The sequence below is a fragment of the Pseudalkalibacillus hwajinpoensis genome (assembly GCF_015234585.1).
Classification (GTDB): Bacteria; Bacillota; Bacilli; order Bacillales; family Guptibacillaceae; genus Guptibacillus; species Guptibacillus hwajinpoensis_B.
This window is the reverse complement of record NZ_JADFCM010000001.1, coordinates 706,608-725,214: the sequence shown is the minus strand read 5'-3', so window position 1 is coordinate 725,214 and position 18,607 is coordinate 706,608. Positions and strand designations below refer to the sequence as shown.

Annotated in this window: 15 protein-coding genes; 2 read left to right on the top strand and 13 right to left on the bottom strand. The window is 38.3% G+C overall.

What is annotated here, in order from left to right; genetic code table 11:
- Positions 1 to 2: 2 nt before the first annotated feature.
- Positions 3 to 1,154: a sensor histidine kinase gene (locus tag IQ283_RS03380; protein WP_242057228.1), complete on the bottom strand. Its 1,152-nt coding sequence runs from the start codon at positions 1,152 to 1,154 to the stop codon at positions 3 to 5.
- Positions 1,155 to 1,424: 270 nt separating this feature from the next.
- On the opposite strand from IQ283_RS03380, the gene IQ283_RS03375 reads away from it, so the two are divergent.
- Together IQ283_RS03375 and IQ283_RS03370 are read left to right on the top strand one after the other, a co-directional pair.
- Positions 1,425 to 2,057, top strand: a complete 633-nt coding sequence (locus IQ283_RS03375; protein ID WP_194218742.1) for a YigZ family protein — start codon at positions 1,425 to 1,427, stop codon at positions 2,055 to 2,057.
- A gap of 203 nt (positions 2,058 to 2,260) precedes the next feature.
- Positions 2,261 to 3,340: a glycosyltransferase family 4 protein gene (locus IQ283_RS03370; RefSeq protein WP_194218741.1), complete on the top strand. Its 1,080-nt coding sequence runs from the start codon at positions 2,261 to 2,263 to the stop codon at positions 3,338 to 3,340.
- 32 nt (positions 3,341 to 3,372) lie between these two features.
- On the opposite strand, the gene IQ283_RS03365 is transcribed toward IQ283_RS03370, so the two are convergent.
- The 12 genes from IQ283_RS03365 to IQ283_RS03310 form a co-directional block, all read right to left on the bottom strand.
- Positions 3,373 to 4,341 carry an LCP family protein gene (locus tag IQ283_RS03365; RefSeq protein ID WP_194218740.1) on the bottom strand — a complete coding sequence of 323 codons (969 nt, stop codon included), beginning with the start codon at positions 4,339 to 4,341 and terminating at the stop codon, positions 3,373 to 3,375.
- Positions 4,342 to 4,381: 40 nt separating this feature from the next.
- Positions 4,382 to 5,500 carry a glycosyltransferase family 4 protein gene (locus IQ283_RS03360; RefSeq protein WP_194218739.1) on the bottom strand — a complete coding sequence of 373 codons (1,119 nt, stop codon included), beginning with the start codon at positions 5,498 to 5,500 and terminating at the stop codon, positions 4,382 to 4,384.
- On the bottom strand, positions 5,497 to 6,723 hold the full coding sequence (locus IQ283_RS03355) for a glycosyltransferase family 4 protein (protein WP_194218738.1): 1,227 nt from the start codon (positions 6,721 to 6,723) through the stop codon (positions 5,497 to 5,499). The genes IQ283_RS03360 and IQ283_RS03355 overlap by 4 nt, the downstream gene beginning before the upstream one ends.
- A 226-nt stretch (positions 6,724 to 6,949) precedes the next feature.
- Positions 6,950 to 8,014, bottom strand: a complete 1,065-nt coding sequence (locus tag IQ283_RS03350) for a glycosyltransferase family 4 protein (RefSeq protein WP_194218737.1) — start codon at positions 8,012 to 8,014, stop codon at positions 6,950 to 6,952.
- Positions 8,011 to 9,699 carry a hypothetical protein gene (locus tag IQ283_RS03345; RefSeq protein ID WP_194218736.1) on the bottom strand — a complete coding sequence of 563 codons (1,689 nt, stop codon included), beginning with the start codon at positions 9,697 to 9,699 and terminating at the stop codon, positions 8,011 to 8,013. The genes IQ283_RS03350 and IQ283_RS03345 overlap by 4 nt, the downstream gene beginning before the upstream one ends.
- A 325-nt stretch (positions 9,700 to 10,024) precedes the next feature.
- Entirely contained in the window at positions 10,025 to 10,726 is a 702-nt protein-coding gene (locus tag IQ283_RS03340) for a glycosyltransferase (protein ID WP_206759423.1), read from the bottom strand.
- 22 nt (positions 10,727 to 10,748) lie between these two features.
- On the bottom strand, positions 10,749 to 12,875 hold the full coding sequence (locus IQ283_RS03335) for a glycosyltransferase (RefSeq protein WP_194218734.1): 2,127 nt from the start codon (positions 12,873 to 12,875) through the stop codon (positions 10,749 to 10,751).
- A gap of 23 nt (positions 12,876 to 12,898) precedes the next feature.
- Positions 12,899 to 14,269, bottom strand: coding sequence for a nucleotide sugar dehydrogenase (locus tag IQ283_RS03330; RefSeq protein WP_194218733.1), 1,371 nt, complete (start codon positions 14,267 to 14,269; stop codon positions 12,899 to 12,901).
- Between the two features lie 12 nt (positions 14,270 to 14,281).
- Positions 14,282 to 15,565, bottom strand: a complete 1,284-nt coding sequence (locus tag IQ283_RS03325; RefSeq protein WP_194218732.1) for a nucleotide sugar dehydrogenase — start codon at positions 15,563 to 15,565, stop codon at positions 14,282 to 14,284.
- Between the two features lie 58 nt (positions 15,566 to 15,623).
- On the bottom strand, positions 15,624 to 16,835 hold the full coding sequence (locus tag IQ283_RS03320) for a glycosyltransferase (protein WP_194218731.1): 1,212 nt from the start codon (positions 16,833 to 16,835) through the stop codon (positions 15,624 to 15,626).
- Positions 16,832 to 17,557, bottom strand: a complete 726-nt coding sequence (locus tag IQ283_RS03315; RefSeq protein ID WP_194218730.1) for an ABC transporter ATP-binding protein — start codon at positions 17,555 to 17,557, stop codon at positions 16,832 to 16,834. The genes IQ283_RS03320 and IQ283_RS03315 overlap by 4 nt, the downstream gene beginning before the upstream one ends.
- The gene (locus tag IQ283_RS03310) at positions 17,558 to 18,337 is read right to left on the bottom strand and encodes an ABC transporter permease (protein ID WP_206759422.1); all 780 of its coding nucleotides are present in this window, start codon (positions 18,335 to 18,337) and stop codon (positions 17,558 to 17,560) included.
- Positions 18,338 to 18,607: the final 270 nt, after the last annotated feature.

Below are 18,607 nucleotides of genomic sequence, written 5' to 3'. Positions count from 1 at the left end.
TCTTACACGCCCTCCTGTTCATGAATCGGGATTCTTATCAATATATATGTACCCTTGTTCGGCGTTGATTGAACCTGAATTGTCCCATTTAATAAACCGACACGCTCTTTCATTCCAATCAATCCAAAAGATTGATCTTTACGAACGTTCACATCAAAGCCAATTCCATTATCTTCAATGGTTACCACAATCTTATCACCATCAAGATTCAGGTCAACACTTATTTCAGTTGCATCAGCATGCTTTAGCGCATTTTGCACTGCTTCTTGTACAAGTCGAAAGATCGCTGCCTCAAGCCGAACGTGAAGTCGTTGAATCCCTTCAAAATAATCGAAATATATCGTTGCCTCTGAGCGGTCATCCACTTTATTTAAATACTTTAGTAATGTAGGCACTAGACCCAGGTCATCCAAAGCCATTGGACGAAGATCATAAATAAGTCGCCTAACTTCTTTTAAAGCATCCTCAATTAAGGATCTCATATCCTTTATTTCCTTGAATGCTTCATCTTTTCCCTTTTTCTCATAAATTCGTTCAATTAATTGTGACCTTAATAACACATTCGCAAGAACTTGGGCCGGACCATCATGAATTTCTCTTGAGAGACGCTTTCTCTCTTCTTCCTGTGCTTCAATAATTTTAAGACCATACTCTTGTTTTCTTCTAGCGTCTTCGATGACCTCACCGTAGAGTCTTAGTTCTCCTCCTAGATAACTAAGTACTGTTGAGATTTGACTCATAAAAGACTCGGCTTTATCCGACGTATTTTGAAGTGAAGAAATCCGCTGTTCTAGGTCTGCGATCTGGTCTTTAAGACGAGTTTCCTTCTCCATACTAACAGATAGCTTAATTTGGGCGTCTGAAGCCTTCTCATAAGCGTTTCTAATCTCCGGCTCTCCATAGTCTTGAAAGTTCTTACTAATCTTTACAAGCTCAGCTCGAGCGATTCTGTCCATATGAAGCCTTTCTTGCCTGAGACCCTGAACGGTCTCTAATTCTTCTTTTAACAATTGAAGTTGATTATTGATCTGCTGACATTCGTCATGAGACAGCTCTCCAATTTCGAACAATTTTGATTTACTTGTGTTAATACTCTCCATTGTCCTGTCAAGAATGACATCTAATGAATTTGGATCAAGCTTCTGAAAATCCAAGCTAACCCCTCCATTCCTTCAAGGGACGGACACTAAGAAAAGATAGTCCAAAAGTACTTCTTTTACAAAATTCGTATCTGACCGTCTTTTTATGACTTGAGGATATATATTTGATGGATTAATTTAAGAAACTTATAATAAGAAAGACACTAACCGACCTTATTACTTTCCCTCTTAAATCACAATCTTTAATTATGTACTATTCGATGGTAAGAAACAAATCCCTTTCATTCTAAAGAATGTTCAATGATTATCTTGGAGGTTAACCAAATGCTTACTTCATATTATACAGTCAAAGGTGATGGAAAAAACGAAATCACTATACAAAAATCACGATTTATTGCACATGTAAAAAGGACGCCAACCGAAGAGGAAGCGCAAGAATTCATCCAATCGATCAAAAAAGAGCATGCAAGTGCTACGCACAATTGCTCAGCTTACTTAATTGGAGAACAAGATCTTATTCAAAAAGCTAACGACGATGGTGAACCATCGGGTACGGCAGGTGTACCGATGCTTGAAGTGTTAAAAAAACGAAAGCTAAAAGATACTACGGTAGTCGTTACCCGCTACTTTGGTGGAATTAAACTAGGCGCAGGCGGTTTAATTCGCGCTTACGGTCAATCGGTTTCAGAAGGGCTGAATGCGACTGGAATCGTAGAGCGAAGACTAATGGAAAAAATGACAACAGAAATTGATTATTCCTTATTAGGTAAAGTCGAAAATGAAATTCGTTCATCGAATTACTTATTAGATCAGATTGATTACATGGAGAATGTACAAGTTCAAACTCTTATCCAAAGCGGATTAGAAGAGCAGTTTACCGAATGGATGACGAATATTACAAGTGGACAGGCGAAAATCCACTCAAATGGCCAACTCTATAAAGAATATGATGTCTAAAAAGATTACTTATTAATTCTAAAGGGTATTGGTAATTAAATGTACCTCTATCATTCAACATGAAAGTCCATTATTCGGGAAAGATAGTAATGCCATGAGTGATTTCGAAAGTATGCACGCTAAGAAACCTCTTGCAATACACACTTATTTTGATATGATATGAAAGGAATGAATTACTATTCCTCAGTTAGAGGGGGATTTTATTGTATTCGTTAACAGAGTATATCATAGCGTTTATCATCTCTATAACCGTCGCTATCATTTCTACACCAATTGTTAAATATGTATCACTTAAATTTAAAATAGCTGATAAACCAAATCAACGGAAAGTTCATAAAGGGCTTATGCCTTCAGCTGGCGGACTTGCTATTTTTGCAGGTACTGTCGCAGGCTTTTTATATCTTAGTCCTTATTCACCGTATATGCCAGAAATTATTATCGCTGGAACACTCATTATTGTTTTAGGCGTTTTTGATGATAAACTGGCTGTTTCACCGAAAGTTAAACTTGTTGGTCAAATTATTGCCGCTATTATTGTTGCCTCATCGGGACTTCAGGTTGAATTCGTTTCACTTCCATTCGTAGGTAGAATTGAGTTCGGATTTATGAGCTTTTTTATTACAGTATTGTGGATTGTTGGGGTAACGAATTCCATTAATTTAATCGACGGTCTTGATGGATTAGCTGCAGGTGTATCCACTATTGCTTTAGGTTCTATTCTAACAATGGCCATTCTTGACCATCAACTTGTAGTCATTGCACTAGCCGTGATTTTAATAGGTAGTACTCTTGGCTTCCTTATCTTCAACTTTCACCCTGCAAGCATCTTCATGGGAGATACCGGAGCTCTTTTTCTTGGGTTTGCCATCTCAGTAATGTCTATGCTAGGATTATTCAAAAGTGTGACGGTGTTTAGTTTGATCATTCCTGTCATCATTCTTGCAGTCCCCATTTTTGACACATTCTTTGCTATCATTAGACGGATATTAAGAAAGCAAAAAATCTCAACGCCTGATAAATTTCACATTCATCATTGTTTACTAGCTATTGGATTTTCTCACCAATCAACCGTGATCATTATTTACCTTCTCAGCTTTTTCTTTGGAATTACTGCCATTCTATTCTCAGCCTCTACGCTGTGGGGATCACTTTTCTTGCTTATCTTATTGCTTGTTGTGATTCAGTTTACGGCAGAACTCATTGGTTTAATTGGTAATCAGCGGAAACCTTTAATCAATACATTAAAAAAACTACTTGTTTTTACAAGTACAATGAAACGTTAAAAAGCATCCATAATCGGATGCTTTTTTTTCATTTATTTAGTTGAATTTAAAGTGGCATTTAGTTGCTGACTGAGTGAAGCTACACTTTCTTCGTCTGGTTTAAAATAATACACGTTGTTAATTCTTTCATCCGAACCATCAATTGTAAGGCTTTCAATATCAGAGGACCTTACACCAGAATAAGCTTTTTGTAGAGCAAATAATTCAGTTGGCTTCAAGTTCGTTTCGATGTTATTTCCAATGTGCTGAGCAATGTCGTCCAACTTTAGTAAACCTGATGCTGTAGAAACTTCGTCCATTGCAGCTTTTATTACCTGCTTCTGTCGATCACTTCGACCGAAATCACCGCGAGGATCATCCTTACGCATTCGTGCATAAGCTAGTGCCTCTGTTCCATCGAGGTTCATTGGGCCTTCTGTGAACGTTGCTCTACCACCTGGTACATCCGTATGCGCAATGAAATCGAATGGGACGTCCACCGTTATACCGCCGATTTCATCGATCACATCTTTAAATCCTTCAAAGTTCACTTTCACATAATAATCAATTGGAATATTCAAGAAATTCTCTACAGTGTTAATCGTCATTTCTGTTCCACCATAAGCGTGAGCGTGAGTAATTTTATCCTCAATCCCTTTACCAACAATCTCTACTCTCGAATCTCTAGGGATACTTAGTAACTTGACTTTTTTTGAATCTGGATCAACTGTCGCTACCATTAGCGTATCAGTCCGCCCATTATCGCCACCTGTAGAATAATCCTCTATTCCCATGATTAATATCGAAATCGGATCCTTCGTTACTGCAACCTCCGCATCACGAAGGGCTGATTTTTCTCCTCGAGATAATCCCTGATAGGAGCCAGATGCTGCATCATAGGCATTATAGGCAAGATAAGCACCATAACCAATAAGGACAAGAACGATCAATAGAACAAACGTTAACAGTCTGCGAAATAAACTTTTCTTCCGCCTTCTTTTTATTCTTGATTGCTTTTTCATTAAAATTCCCCGCTTCTTTCAAACTTCTCCAATTTCACCGCTACCTTGTTAATAAAGCATGGTAAAATTCAAGCAGTTTTTTTTCCTCGCAAGACCAATTGTACGTGTTTTCAAAGGCTCTTCTGGCATTTTCACCGAGCTCTTTTGTTTTACTCGGGGAACTAAGAAGTTGATTTAGTTTCATGGCTATATCTTTAGGATCTTCGGGATTAATAACTAAGCCACCCTGACTATTCTCGATTACTTTCGCATAGTGCGAGAAATTTGATGCGATAATAGCATTACTAGCAGCCATATATTCAAATAACTTGTTAGGAAGGGCAACAAGATGGTTGGGGTAAGGTAGATACGGAAGAACCCCAATGGCAGAACGTTCGACATATGCCGATATCTGTTCGTATGGTACCCTGCTGATGAACGTTACATTCAGATCAATACCCAGCTTGTTAATAAGTTGATCTACTTCCTCTTTAAATGCAGTCGATTCAAAACTACCAAGAAAGAGTAATTTCGCATCAGGAGCTTTTTTCACAACTTCTCCAAAACCTTCAAGCAGCTGCAATACGCCCCTAATTTTCGTAATCCCCCCCAAATAGATAATTTGGTTTTTATCTTTTTCTTTAGATGCTTCTGGAAACATTTGTTTGAGAGGGTAATTTTCAATCTTACATCCATTATAGCGGCGATAACGACGACCAATTTCTTCTGTTGTATAAATCACACCGCTTATTTTCATTAATGCCAATTTTTCAATGCCTACATAGGCGTATTTCATAGGGACTTTCACTAAAGAAGGAATATATTCCCTCCCCATGATTGTATTCGGGTAATGCTCATGCACATCATAAATAACAGGCTTTTTAAGAAACACCTCGATCATAATCCCTACAATCATAAGCTCAGGGTCGTGAAAGTGATAAAGATCCGCCTTTGTTTTTTTCGCAAGTTTATACAAATGAAAAGTTGATTTAAGACGCTCCTTTACACCTGAAGGACGCTTAAAGGTAATGAGAGGAATTTCTTCTGATTCAGCCACCTCAGGCTCTGGAGCAATTAACACAACGTCATAGCCTGCTCTTTTTAAGCTTTTGCATTGCTTATGATAAATACGTCCGTCATAAGGAGAATGAATAGACGTGATGACACACACTTTTTTCATTGCGACCAACCTTTTACATTGTCCTGAGTAGATTCTAATAAGTGAGCCAGGTTCTTGGATAGCTCCTGACGATTATATTTTAACAACATTTTACTTCGTACATCTTTCTCTAATAACTCCATAATTTTAGGATTAGAAGTAGCTTCTAACACAACGTTCGCAAGCGACTCAGCATTTTCTGGTTCAAAAAAGAGGCCAGCATTTAAACTTTTGACAATTTCTTTTGACTCTCCACCAATCCCTAATAGGATCGGTTTATTCATAGCCAGACAATCAAATAATTTTGAAGGAATAGTTATTTCAAACAGCGGATGGTTCTTTAAAATAACAAGACATAAATCAGCAGCCGCATAAAATCCATTCAATTCCTGTTTAGCTCGGCTGTCGAGGATCAGAACATTCTGGAGATCTTTATCCTTTTGATACTGTTGTAAGCGTTCTTTCTCAGCTCCTTCACCAATAAGAACAAAGGTAATCGAAGAGACATCTTTCAGAACATTTGCCGCTTCAAGTACAGTTTTCAAGCCTTGAGCAATGCCCATGTTACCCGCATATAAAATAATGAACTGATTTTCCAGACCGTGCTCAGCACGAATCCTCACTCCCTCTTCAGGTACTAGGACTCCTGTCTCAGTTGGATTAACACCGTTAGTAATCACATCGATTTTATTTTCAGGGATACCCTTTTCAATAAGATATTGTTTGTACCCATGCGTAACTACAACAATATGATCAGCTTGCTTAAAAAGAAACCATTCTAATTTCCGAGCCAGCGTTAATAATTTTTTATTATTAATTTGATTTAAAACTTCTGCAAAATCCACCCATAAATCTCGAACTTCAATCACGAATTTGGCACGTTTCAGTTTACTTAATACATAACCGGAAAGCCCAACAAAAAGTTGAGGGGTAGTAGCAAAGACGACGTCAGGTTTTTTAGCAAATAATCCGGCTATGATAGAGGTTGTCATAAATGAAAAGTAATTCAGCATTCTTCTGAGCTTGCTCTTTTTTGTATCTTGTACGACAAAAGTACGAATAACATTTACACCAAGATGCTTGCTCGATTGAAATATTTTTTTGGAAGAAACATGATTAGGAAATGATGTAACTACAGTTACATCGCAGCCTTCTTCTACCAAGTTCATTGACATATCATAGGCGCGCGCCTGAGCTGCACCTATCTCGGGCGGGAAATGTTGAGATATATATAAAATCTTCATAATGAATCCTTTCCCTCTTAACCAGAATACGACATAAAAACACTTCTTTCATTATACTTCGTTATGATTCGAAAGAAAAGTTGATTGAGGAATGGATCAGAAGTGTAAACAAAAATTTACACTCAGTTCATAATTTCTATTGTTAAATTTGTGCCATCCACTATTGTTGCTAACAACAATAGCTATTTACGAGTAGAACCGGACGACATACAAAAAGCCCGGTATTTTACCAGACTTTTTGAACAGTAGATAATGTTTGAAGTAACTCAAAGTATTGGGTGACGACTTGATTAATTGAATAGTGTTTTTGTACCTTTTGAATTCCCTTTTGAATTTGCTCATTTCGTTCCTTTGCATTATCAAGGAGACTATCCACAATAGACTCACACGCTACCAAATCGTGTAATTCATATGTTAGGCGCCCTAAATCCCCCAGATATATTTCAGGAATAGCTCCAACCCTCGGTGCTACTGCAGGGCATCCACAAGCCATCGCTTCAATCAAACTCATCCCAAACGATTCTCCTTTGGAAGTGCTCACTGTACAACCACCGCTTTTGGCCACCATTGCATACAGCTTTGGCATTTCACTATACTCCATCCGGTCTATCCAGTGAATACTGAGCTCTCGCTTGTTTGCTTCCTGAAAAAGGTGCTTAGTTGCTTTTGACGAAGCAGTCTCTCCACCGACAATCCAAAAAACGCAGTCATCTCTCTTCTGAGAAATTCGTGCTGCGAGGTCCAAAAAACCTTGCCAATTTTTATGATCATTGAGTTTTCCAACCCAACAAATGATCTTTTTATTTGTAATCGGTTCTACTTCTTTGGGGGAAAACAATGTCGTATCTAGACAGTTTGGAATGACATATGTTCGCTCTTCGGGTGCAGAATAATCTTCTACAATTCTGTTTTTACTATAATTCGAAGGCACAATATACCCCTGGAAATGGCGTTGATCCTCTTCTACTAAATAATTTAGCTTATAAGATATACCATGTACTTCTTGAATAATAGGGGTCTTGCAATGAACTTCTATTAAGTAGTCCGTTATTTCCTTCGTGTCAATTGCAATAACTAAATCGAAATCATGTTCTTTTATATACTGATAGATGGTCAAAGGTTCTGTCATAACATGGATTTTCTCGTAATCTCCAAAGGCCGTCTGTCCCCCATGATCGGATAGAAAGATAAAGTGGGGATCACTAATCGATTTTAGAAACCCAAGTCTATTCGCAAGTTGTGTCGTCACTCCACCTAGTAATAAATAGCGATAAATATAGAGGATTTTCAACGATCGTTCCTCCCCTCTAAGCGTAAGACAGCTTCCTCTAACAAGACACCGACTTTCTCTCCACTACCATAAGAAATAAATTCCTGATCTTCTAGTGGAGCACTCCATTCTTTAATATGAAATATAGGAATGCCTAAGCTTTCCATCTTTACAAGCGCGGAGGTTGACGCCGAATATCGAAATGGAAGAATGCCACCTGTCCATCTTCCGACTCTTTTCATTAAATCAACATCGTTTGCATACTCTCTGATCGTAAGTCTTTTCGAGTTGATAGGCTTTGAATCTGGTAGATTGTACCCTATTAACTCTATACCTAGACCTTTGTTTTCCACGAGCAAATCTTTCATTGCTTGATAATCAATGCAGTCTTTTCCAAGATCACCAACAAAACCGATTACAATACGAGAAGATTCATTAGTTAATGTGTTCACTACAGAATTTTCTTCTCTCAATTCAATGGGATGCATGCGTCCCATTGACACTAGAAAGTGACTGGGATCAAGACTATTCATAAGAAATAAGTGAGCATCACGATCTACTATCTTTTCTGGTAAATAGAAGATACTCCATTTCTTCCACTGCAATCGCCCCATTCTTTTGGCTATTTGGAGATCAGAATGAGTAATATACATTTCTGGCTCTTCAAATAAATGGAGGCTTCTCCAGAATTCAGAAGTTGAAATTTGTAAGAACCTCGATCCATCAAGGTGAATGGGAATTATCAATTCGTTTTCCTCTTCATAGACGTAAACGACATTTTTACCCCTATTCCTCAGTGTTTCCACTAACTGATGTGCAAGCTTAAGACTATTTTTTCTATATACTTCGGAATCCCAATAGACAATTGTCATTTTTCCTAACGTTGAAAAATGAGCTAATTGCTCTTCAGGTCTCATTTTGTTAGGTTTCACTATCGTTTCTTCCGGCTCTTGAAGAATGCGCTTTTTCTCAACACTCGTTAACTGGATTTGATCAATTCGCGCTTCGTGCTTTTTCTTGATAATAGGGAGCTTCATAAGAAGTTTATTCTTTTCTTCAAGCCTAACTACTTCCTCATTTCTTTTCGTTTCTAGCTCTTTTTGTAACAAGGCAGCACGCTTAGCTTTCTTTTGCACTATGACTTTTCTTATTTCTTCAAGAAAAGCTTTCCCTGCCTCCCCATAATCTGTAGGGGGATTTACAACATTTCGTCCAACCCAACTCACGTAGTGTTCATCAATGCGCATATCAATTTCTTCAAAGTTATGAAATAGTGTTTCCCACTCATCTCTTAATTCTCCTGCATGTTCTAATGCTTCAGTTACAATTATTTTCCCATTCGGTTTAAGTAATCTCTGGACTTCATTATTCTGCGAAGACATAACTTCGATTAACGTGTCTTCCGTAATAATGGCATCGAAGTAATTCATAGGAAAAGGAATCTCGCTCTTCAAATCCCCCGACCAAAAGGTACTTACACAATCCTTACTTAGTGGATGAGTAAGAACTACTGAGTCTTTACTAGCGAAAATATTTACAACATCTAGCTGAGGATCTTGATTAATGATCGAGAGAATACCTGGTTTTTGACTAATATGAAGTATATGTTGCCCTGAAGCTCTAGACCCACACCACCTTAGTCTGGAGCGTTGAGATTCAGGAATGGTAAATGACTCATTTTGTAAATATGTTAATTGATTTTTCAACATACCATTCTCCTGATTCTACTGCCAAAGCAGCTGATTAATTGAATACCATTTATTTGAATTATATATGATTCCACATGATCAAAAAAGGATTAAATGGTAAATTTCGAATGTTTTACATCTTTCCTTAAAGCTACTGTTAAAAAATGAGGTGGCATTCTTTATTATGAAATCAATCGCATGAAGGGTTCTTGCTTCTATTTACAAATAAGCTTCCACTTATTTTATCGCTATTTTCTAAGTCGCTTTCATTTAGCGCATAAACACCAAGAACTATTAGTAAAAAAAGCCGTCGGCACAACCCGACAGCTTTTCATATAAACGTTTATCCCCAGAAATTACGGAGAATTTGATTTTTTTCATTCTCATCTTCAACTAATCCATCGATGTAGCGATTTTCAAATGATGTAGACATGTTATTCGAGTGAATAACTTGCACATAGTTTCTTGGTTCTAACAATTCATGTTTCAGGCTGTGCACCGATAAATGCCCTTTTACAGGGTGGCGCTTTCCTTCTAAATATTCAGCAACGTTATAAATAAGTGTATAAAAAGGCGGTGATTTGATTTTGGCAGTTGCTACTTTATCTGAATACTCGTCATAAAAATAGCCATATTGGTTGATAAGCGCCTCAGTACCTTCAACTGGCTGATGATCTTTTAGAAAATCAAAATAACCTTTGTGGTACATATCATCAGAATCAATGCGGGCGAAGTACACTTCATCATAGTCCTGAATTTCACGTTCTAATGTTTTGTTATAGGCATTCTTAGGCACGAATCTAATATTATCTGGAAGTGGATCGTGCTGTTTAAGAGCGTTCATCACATGCTCTTCTGAACGCTGATCATACTGAAGAATTGTAGTGAAATCCTGGTTCGTTTGGGCTTTAAGACTTTTGCACGTGTATTTCATGAAAATCTCCATACGATGGTCAATCCATTCCTTCGTTAAACGACTCTCATTCACATCTGTTAAAGCCCAGTTATTAAATGCGATTGGCACTAGAATTTTTCGTTTCATCATCTTCACTCTCCCAAATCCAATTCTATTTATTAGCTGCTACATTTTGGACAATCATTTCAGCCATTTGCTGTGCTCCATTCTCCTTCATAAGTGAAAGAGCACTTTTCCTCATATTTCGATTGTTCTCTTCATCAAGAGCTTCTCGAATCGCTTTTTCAAAATCAGTAGCGCCCGGATCTCTTAAGACGATTGCAGCCCCAGCATCTCCAGCGATCATGGCTCTTGCCACCTGATCATCTGTTTTTGTATTCTCGTTGGGAATTAAGATCGATGGCACTCCAAAATACATCACTTCGTGGAATGTGTTATAGCCAGTAGCTGTAACGATGAGATCAAAGGCATTGAAGTAAATCGAATTTGGATAGTCTCTTAGTGTCAGAACACGATCCATTTTTAAATCCATTCGATTACCAATAATGGATTCCCCAATTACTACGAAAACATCATCTCTCTTTAGCAGTTCATTAAGAAGAATAGAAATCGTTGAATGAATGTCATTGATTTTACCTGCTCCAAGCTGAACATACACCATCTTCATACCTTCTGGGATATTCCATTGTCGACGAACACTCTCACGATCCTTTAGCTCTTCTCGATCAAGATATAACACTGGCTCACAGTACGTTTTCATTCCTTCTTTTCGCATACTGTTTTCCCCACCAGCTTCACCTGGAACATAAACCTCGTCGAATTCTGCTTCTTTCGATTCCACTAACTCTGCTTTACCTTCTTTATGCTGTCCTCGCTTCACCCAGATCTTTCTCAATCCATCTTTTTTACGCATTGAGGCAACAAGACCCGCATAAGGAAACGCACCATCAAAAACAATCGTTTCTGGCTGGTGAATACTAATAACCGTTTCAAGATGATCACGTAGCATCGCATTCCACTGCTTTGCGCTCATTTCTTTAGGAAAGAGCATTTTGGAAGGTAAGTGGTAACCTAGAAACCCTTCTTGCAATATCAAGTGCATGGCTGAACTCGTCGTATGAAAAATAATTTTCTTAGATGGCTCAATACGCTTTACTCGTCTTGCAATAGCCAGTAATCTCGTGAGATGTCCAAGACCCGCCCCGTTAGTTGGTACAAAGAGAATGGCATTTCCATCATCGATCGGTTCAATCTCAAATGATCCAGAACCATTCTTAATTCGACCTAATTTACCATTTTTAGCGTCCCTGTAAATTTGAACAAGTCGCTTCGGAAGTCGAATGGCTCGACCGAATGATTTTGTTGATCCCATGACAGCATCACCAATTAAATATCTAGCCGACGCATTTGAATCCAAGTGGTTTACGATGTGCTGAGCACGGTTGTATTTCTTTGTGATCTGAGTAATCTGTTTTTCTTTCTTTTTCGAATCATTTTTAAGAACCTTAAGCTGTTCACTAAGCTCTCGAATTTGAAACTGTTGCTGAATCATTTGATCAAGATTCTGATTTGCCACCGCTTTTGCAATCTCATCATTTTCTTGATTGTCACTCTTTTCTTGTACCACAGGATGACTTTGATTCAACTTTTGGAGTGCTTTCTCAAGTTTCAAAATCGCAGCTAGTAGGCCACTTGTAACCTCTTGCTTGATCCGTTCTTCAGGAAGTGCAGTCCGGGGTTCTCCCAGGAAAAAGAAATAACCATCTTCAAACCCCATAGAAGTTGCTATGAAAAATTGGTTTAAGCAAAGAACAACTTCTGAAATGTCCTCTGTAATTTCTTCATTCATTGGTAATTTGACTGCAATCGTACCATTGATGTCTTCGGAAACTAAACCATGTAACGTTCCAAGAAATGCTTCTTCAAAGAACCTTTTTGTAAAGCTTCCTTCTAAAAGCACCATGTCTGTTTGGTATGAGCGTAACTCTTCTGAATGATAGAAATTCGCTTTTTGAATTATGATGTTTTCCTGAAGCTCTCGTGGCAGTGATTGATATGACTCACTCTTTCGTTGCAGCTCCTCATCAAAACGAACAAGCTCCTTCACACGTTGATCAAGTCTTGCTAGTTCTAATGAAGCTTGTGTTTCCCCATTACCAGAAAGAATAAGAAGGGAATTTGCTTTTCTTCCGCTTGCGATCATTTTGTTGTTTAAGCAACCCTCATTAATAGAAACCTCGATATTTTCTGTATAAAATGGGCTAACATCAAATTTCATGTAAAATTCTCCTTTTACTTCAATTACTTAGGATTCACACTTGAGTTTTCTTCAACATTCGTCGGTAGATCAAAGTTCTGCTGTCCACCTAGTAGCGTCACTTTACCTTTCGAATCTTTGTAGTTCTTTGTTACATTCCGTGTGTCATAAATTAGCTTAGAACGATCAATGACATAATCATAATCTACTGTTGTGTGATCAGTCGCGATGACAACTAGATCAGCGTCATCAAGGTTCTGGTCGTTCAGCTCAACGGAATAAACAACTTCTTCTCCATTCTTAAAGCTTGAAACAAACGGATCATGATAATACACGTGTGCTCCCTTATCTTCAAGAAGGCGATAAATTTCAAGTGCTGGAGATTCACGTAGGTCATCGATGTTTTTCTTATATGCCATACCCAAAATAAAGATTTTAGATCCTTTAATGGACTTCTCATTATCATTTAAAATATCTGCAGCTTGATTAAGCGCATAGCGTGGCATGTTTCCATTCACATCACTTGCAAGTTCAATGAAACGGTTATAGAAGTTAAACATCTTTGCTTTCCACGAAAGATAAGCTGGATCAAGCGGAATACAGTGTCCACCAATTCCTGGACCAGGATAGAAAGGCATATAGCCAAATGGCTTCGTAGCTGCTGCATCAATAACTTCCCAAGCATTGATTCCCATTCGATCACACATCATCGTTAGCTCGTTCACAAGACCGATATTAACGCTACGGAAAGTGTTTTCAAGAAGCTTAACCATTTCAGCAACGCTTGTTGAGCTAACAGGAACGATGTTTTCAAGGAACGAGCTATAAAGAGAGACTCCGAGTTCAAGACATGGCTTTGTTGCACCACCGAGCACTTTAGGTGTGTTTTTTGTATTAAACTGCTGGTTACCTGGATCAACACGCTCAGGTGAGAAACAAAGGAAGAAATCTTCACCCGCACGGAAAGAAGTCTTTTCTTCAATGACAGCTTTAATCAATTCATCTGTTGTTCCTGGATAAGTCGTACTTTCAAGAACAACTAGCGTTCCTTCTGTCATAAACTCAACCAATTTTTCAACAACGGCATTGATGTAAGAAACGTCTGGCTCTTTTGTTTTAGCAAGAGGTGTTGGGACACAAATACTAACAGCATCCAATTTAGAGATAACTGAAAAATCATCTCCAGGGAAGAAGTTCTTACCAATAATGGCCTCTACTTGGTTATCAGAAATGTCCATTACATAACTCTTCCCGTTATTTAGAATGTCCATTTTTTCTTTAGATACATCGATTCCATATACTTCAAAACCCTTTTGTGCCATTTCAACCGCAAGGGGAAGTCCTACATAGCCAAGTCCAATAACTCCTACACGTGCATTACCTGTTTCAAACTTCGTTAACAATGCTTCCTTCATCTCATTCATCCTTTATAAATGTAATAAATTCGTGTTGATTTGGGATTCCCCTACTTTTTCATAACGGAAGCCAGCACTCTCTGCCTGCTCCTTATTTATTAAATTCTTAGTATCATAAAGCAACGTATGACGCATCAAAGGAGCTAGAGATTTAAGGTCTAACGCCTTATATTCATTATGATCTGTTAAAATAATGAGACAATCTGAATGGCGTACAGTTTCTTCTACTGTATCAAATTGGTTTTTGATCCGCTTATCGACTACGTATGGATCATGAACTGCACACTCAATTTCCATATCTTCAAGTTCCTGCAATATAGTCAGTGATGGACTTTCACGCGCATCACCAATATTTCCTTTATAAGCAAGTCCAAGTAAAGATACTTTTGGGTTTACAACTCCTTCTGTTCGCTCCTTAATTTGGTTAGCGATCCTTTTCGGAACATCATCATTGATTGCTCGCGCTGTTTGAATCAATTTAGCATCTCCTGGACTTGCTTCAACTAGGAACCAGGGATCAACCGCGATGCAGTGCCCCCCAACTCCAGGGCCAGGTGAGTGTACATTAACCCGCGGGTGGCAGTTAGCCAGCTCGACAGCTTTCCAAATATCGCATCCTACCTGTTCTGCAATACGCGCCAATTCGTTAGCTAACGCAATATTCACATCCCGATACGTATTCTCCATTAATTTTACCATTTCTGCCGTAGTTGCATCAGTCTGGTGAATCATTCCTTTTACAAAGATTTTGTAAATTCTCTCTGTCATGATACTCGAATCAGCATTCACGCCGCCTACTATTCGATTATTATGAACAAGTTCATCCAGTAATTTACCCGGCAATACCCGCTCTGGAGAATAAGCAACATACAAATCTTTTCCGACTTTTAAGCCCGATGACTCTAGAATAGGTGACAGCACCTTCAGCGTCGTGCCAGGAGGGCTTGTTGATTCAAGAATGACCAGGTTCCCTTCCTTTAGTAAAGGCTGAATCATTTTAGCCGCCGATCGCACATAATTTAAGTTCGCCGTTTTATCAGGATTAACTGGCGTTGGTACAGCAATAATAAAACCATCTGCTGACACCGGTTCTGTTCCAAAAGTTAAATTGCCTGAATCAATTGCTTCAACCAGCATCTCACCTAGACCAGGCTCTTCAATGTGAAGCGTCTTATTTTTTAACGTTTCGATCACGTGCTCATTAATATCCACGCCATGCACTTGAACGCCGTGCCTTGCAAACATGACAGCAGTCGGTAACCCGATGTATCCAAGGCCCATTACGACAAGTTTCATAATTACAACTCCTCACTCACAGTAACTTCAGAAATTAAGATCTACGAATTCTCCTTACTTACTTCGAAAATAATTCACCATACATTTGAATTAACTTTCGGGATTCATTCGGCCAATTCAATACTTTACTCGCTTCATTACATTTTTGTACGTAATAATCGCTTCTTTGCTGAATAGCTTCAATGCCTTTTACAATGGCTAGTTCATCTTCTGCAACAGGTAGACCAAAGTCATATTCTTCTAATAAATAGGCTTTCCCTGGATGGTTAGAAGATACTACTGGAAGCCCCATTAACATATATTCGAATATTTTATTAGGTGTAGAATAATAGTTATTTTCGCTTACATTTTCGTACATCACGAGTCCAATGTCTGCTTCCTTTGTTAGTGAAAGTATTTCTGAAGGCGGTACTTTAGGATGAAAATGCACTCTTGAAGTGAGCTTCTGTTCGTCCACTAAACGCTCAAGTGCTTCCTTTATATCGCCATCGCCAAGCAAAACAAGGTGATACGGATCAGGTAAATGATTCATGGCTCTGACACAAAGCTCAATTCCGCGATTTTTCGAGAATCCTCCTTGATATAGAAGAATGATCTTATCAGTAGGTATTCCAAAAAGATGATGAAAATAATGATCATTTTTACGCTCTTGTTCCAAACGAAGGAGCGGTATATTCTGCAAATAAATTGAGGGTGGTAGCTCGCCATAGCGTTTATTGAATTTATCGATCAAATACGGATTTACGGTAATAAAACGATCAACATGTTTCATTAACTTGCCTTCCAAATAATAACCAAAACGTCGATCAAGCGGGTTGCGACCGGTCATTTCATTAAAAAGTTCATGTGAGTCGTAAATCAACTTGCTATGAAAATGTTCTGCTAAACGCTTACCGGTATCGAGCGTATTTAAATCGTGACAGTGAATCGCATGAATGGTTTCAGAAGCCATCGTTCCCTTTACTTTTTTGTAAAACTCGTAGCTGGCATATTGATCCTTCGCCAGCTTTACGGCTGGATTTCTAACCATTTTCGCTACAACAGATGGTTTTCGCGACGGTCCAGTAGCCATTCCCTTCTTTGCCTGTTTTGTTGAAATGGCTAGCTTATTAATCTTGATCAATTCATGCAAAAAAGGCGGATCAGTATCAAATTCATTTAAACAGCAAATGGTTACCTGATAGCCACTTTCGGCAAGCGCAATGGCTTCACGTTGAACCCGTGCATCGTAATCAATGTCTTTAAAAAGAACCATTAAGATGTGCTTCATTTTTTCTTAGCCTTCATAAACTCATCATACTGCTCGACAATTTCTTTCGTATCTCCAACCGCTTTTTGCTCACCGCGGTGAATCCAGACAACCCGATCACAGATCTGCTTCACAAGACCTGATGAATGCGTAACGAGAATAACGGTCCGATCCTGTTGGATTTTCTCTAATATGGCATCTTTACATTTTTTCTGGAACGCAGAGTCCCCTACCCCGAGAACTTCATCAATCAATAGAATTTCTGGGTCAAGCATAATAGCAGTAGAGAACGCAAGTCTTGCTCTCATACCGGATGAATACGTTCTTACCGGTTTATAAATAAAGTCGTCTAGCTCGGAAAATTCAATAATCGCTTCAAGGTTATCATCGATTTTCTTTTTGCGATTTCCTAACAGAAGGGCATTTAGGTAAATATTCTCGATTCCGGATAACTCAGGTTGAAACCCTGCACCAAGAGAGAGTAGCATCGGCCGCTTCCCTTCAACATGATAAGCCCCCTGATCTGGTTCAATTAAGCCACTCATGAGCTTTAAAAGGGTACTCTTTCCTGAGCCATTTCGACCGATAATACCAAGAACCTCACCTTTCTTTACAGTGAAATCTAGACCCTTTAATGCCCAAAACTGCTTTTTTTCTTTGCTAAGCAATTGTTTCAATGGATTATCTGAATGCTCAGGGTAAGAAACCCAAATATCTTTAAGTTCAATAATGTCCTTTTTCAATTAAATCACCTTGGCATATTGTTTGTCGTATTTGTTCAAAATGCGTAGTCCAATAAACAAGAGAACTAATGAGAGCCCTAATATAATGAAGAGGTTGTCCCATAGTGGCTGTCCTTTGTATAAGAAAATATTTCTGTAGGAAACTAGAAAATCTGTGAACGGATTTAAGTAAAGATAACCCCTAATATCCGCAGGAACCCTTTCCATTCTGAAAAGAACGGGTGATAAGTAAAGCAATGTTCGTGAAATGTATTGCATCATATTCTTGATATCTTTCATGTACACTCCGATATGAGCCATAATGATCATGATCGGGAGTAATAAAAGAAGGTTCAATACTATTAATATAAAGAAATTCAACGCATTAAAGGTCAATTCCACTCCACTGAAGTAAAGGAATAAAACCATAATGAACGAACTTACAAGAAACTTGAAAGTGTTCACGCCAAGCCTAACCAAAATAAACGTTAGTTTTGGCACGTATACCTGCTGCAGAATTCTCGCTTTTGACGAAATAGCAGTAGTTGCATCGACCATACACGCCGTTGCCCATTTTAATGGAATTAATCCAGTGAATAGATAAACAGCGTAATCGTCTCCACCTCGATCTAATACAATCCCAACGAGAAAATAATAAATCGCCATATACAGAATTGGATCGACAATCCACCATAATGTTCCAAGGTATGTTCTAGCTGTATTCGATTTCAGCTCGGATACGGTTAGGTGATAAAGCAAATCCTTGTTGTTTCGCCAATCATTAAGTAATTTTTTAATCATTCGCTTGTTAACTCCTAATCTAACTGCATTTATATTTCCAAACGTCATATTATATTTTATATAATTCCGCTCCTGTCGTCTACCAATATCAGAAGCGTGGCATCCTAGGTAATAACCCTTGCTATATCGACTTTTCTCTACACTTTTTCGCTCATCTCCCCCTTTATTCAACCGTAATTTACAAAATCTTAACGTTTCTCAAAAAGTAGAAACGATTAACTTATTCTTTCATAATCCAACCTGAATTACCATCTTTTGTCGAATAACTTT

Bases quoted from the DNA above. Each gene is read 5' to 3' on its own strand.
- IQ283_RS03375 (WP_194218742.1), top strand. From the start codon at position 1,425: ATGCTTACTTCATATTATACAGTCAAAGGTGATGGAAAAAACGAAATC.
- IQ283_RS03365 (WP_194218740.1), bottom strand. From the start codon at position 4,341: ATGAAAAAGCAATCAAGAATAAAAAGAAGGCGGAAGAAAAGTTTATTT.
- IQ283_RS03360 (WP_194218739.1), bottom strand. From the start codon at position 5,500: ATGAAAAAAGTGTGTGTCATCACGTCTATTCATTCTCCTTATGACGGA.
- IQ283_RS03355 (WP_194218738.1), bottom strand. From the start codon at position 6,723: ATGAAGATTTTATATATATCTCAACATTTCCCGCCCGAGATAGGTGCA.
- IQ283_RS03340 (WP_206759423.1), bottom strand. From the start codon at position 10,726: ATGATGAAACGAAAAATTCTAGTGCCAATCGCATTTAATAACTGGGCT.
- IQ283_RS03335 (WP_194218734.1), bottom strand. From the start codon at position 12,875: ATGAAATTTGATGTTAGCCCATTTTATACAGAAAATATCGAGGTTTCT.
- IQ283_RS03330 (WP_194218733.1), bottom strand. From the start codon at position 14,269: ATGAAGGAAGCATTGTTAACGAAGTTTGAAACAGGTAATGCACGTGTA.
- IQ283_RS03325 (WP_194218732.1), bottom strand. From the start codon at position 15,565: ATGAAACTTGTCGTAATGGGCCTTGGATACATCGGGTTACCGACTGCT.
- IQ283_RS03320 (WP_194218731.1), bottom strand. From the start codon at position 16,835: ATGAAGCACATCTTAATGGTTCTTTTTAAAGACATTGATTACGATGCA.
- IQ283_RS03310 (WP_206759422.1), bottom strand. From the start codon at position 18,337: ATGATTAAAAAATTACTTAATGATTGGCGAAACAACAAGGATTTGCTT.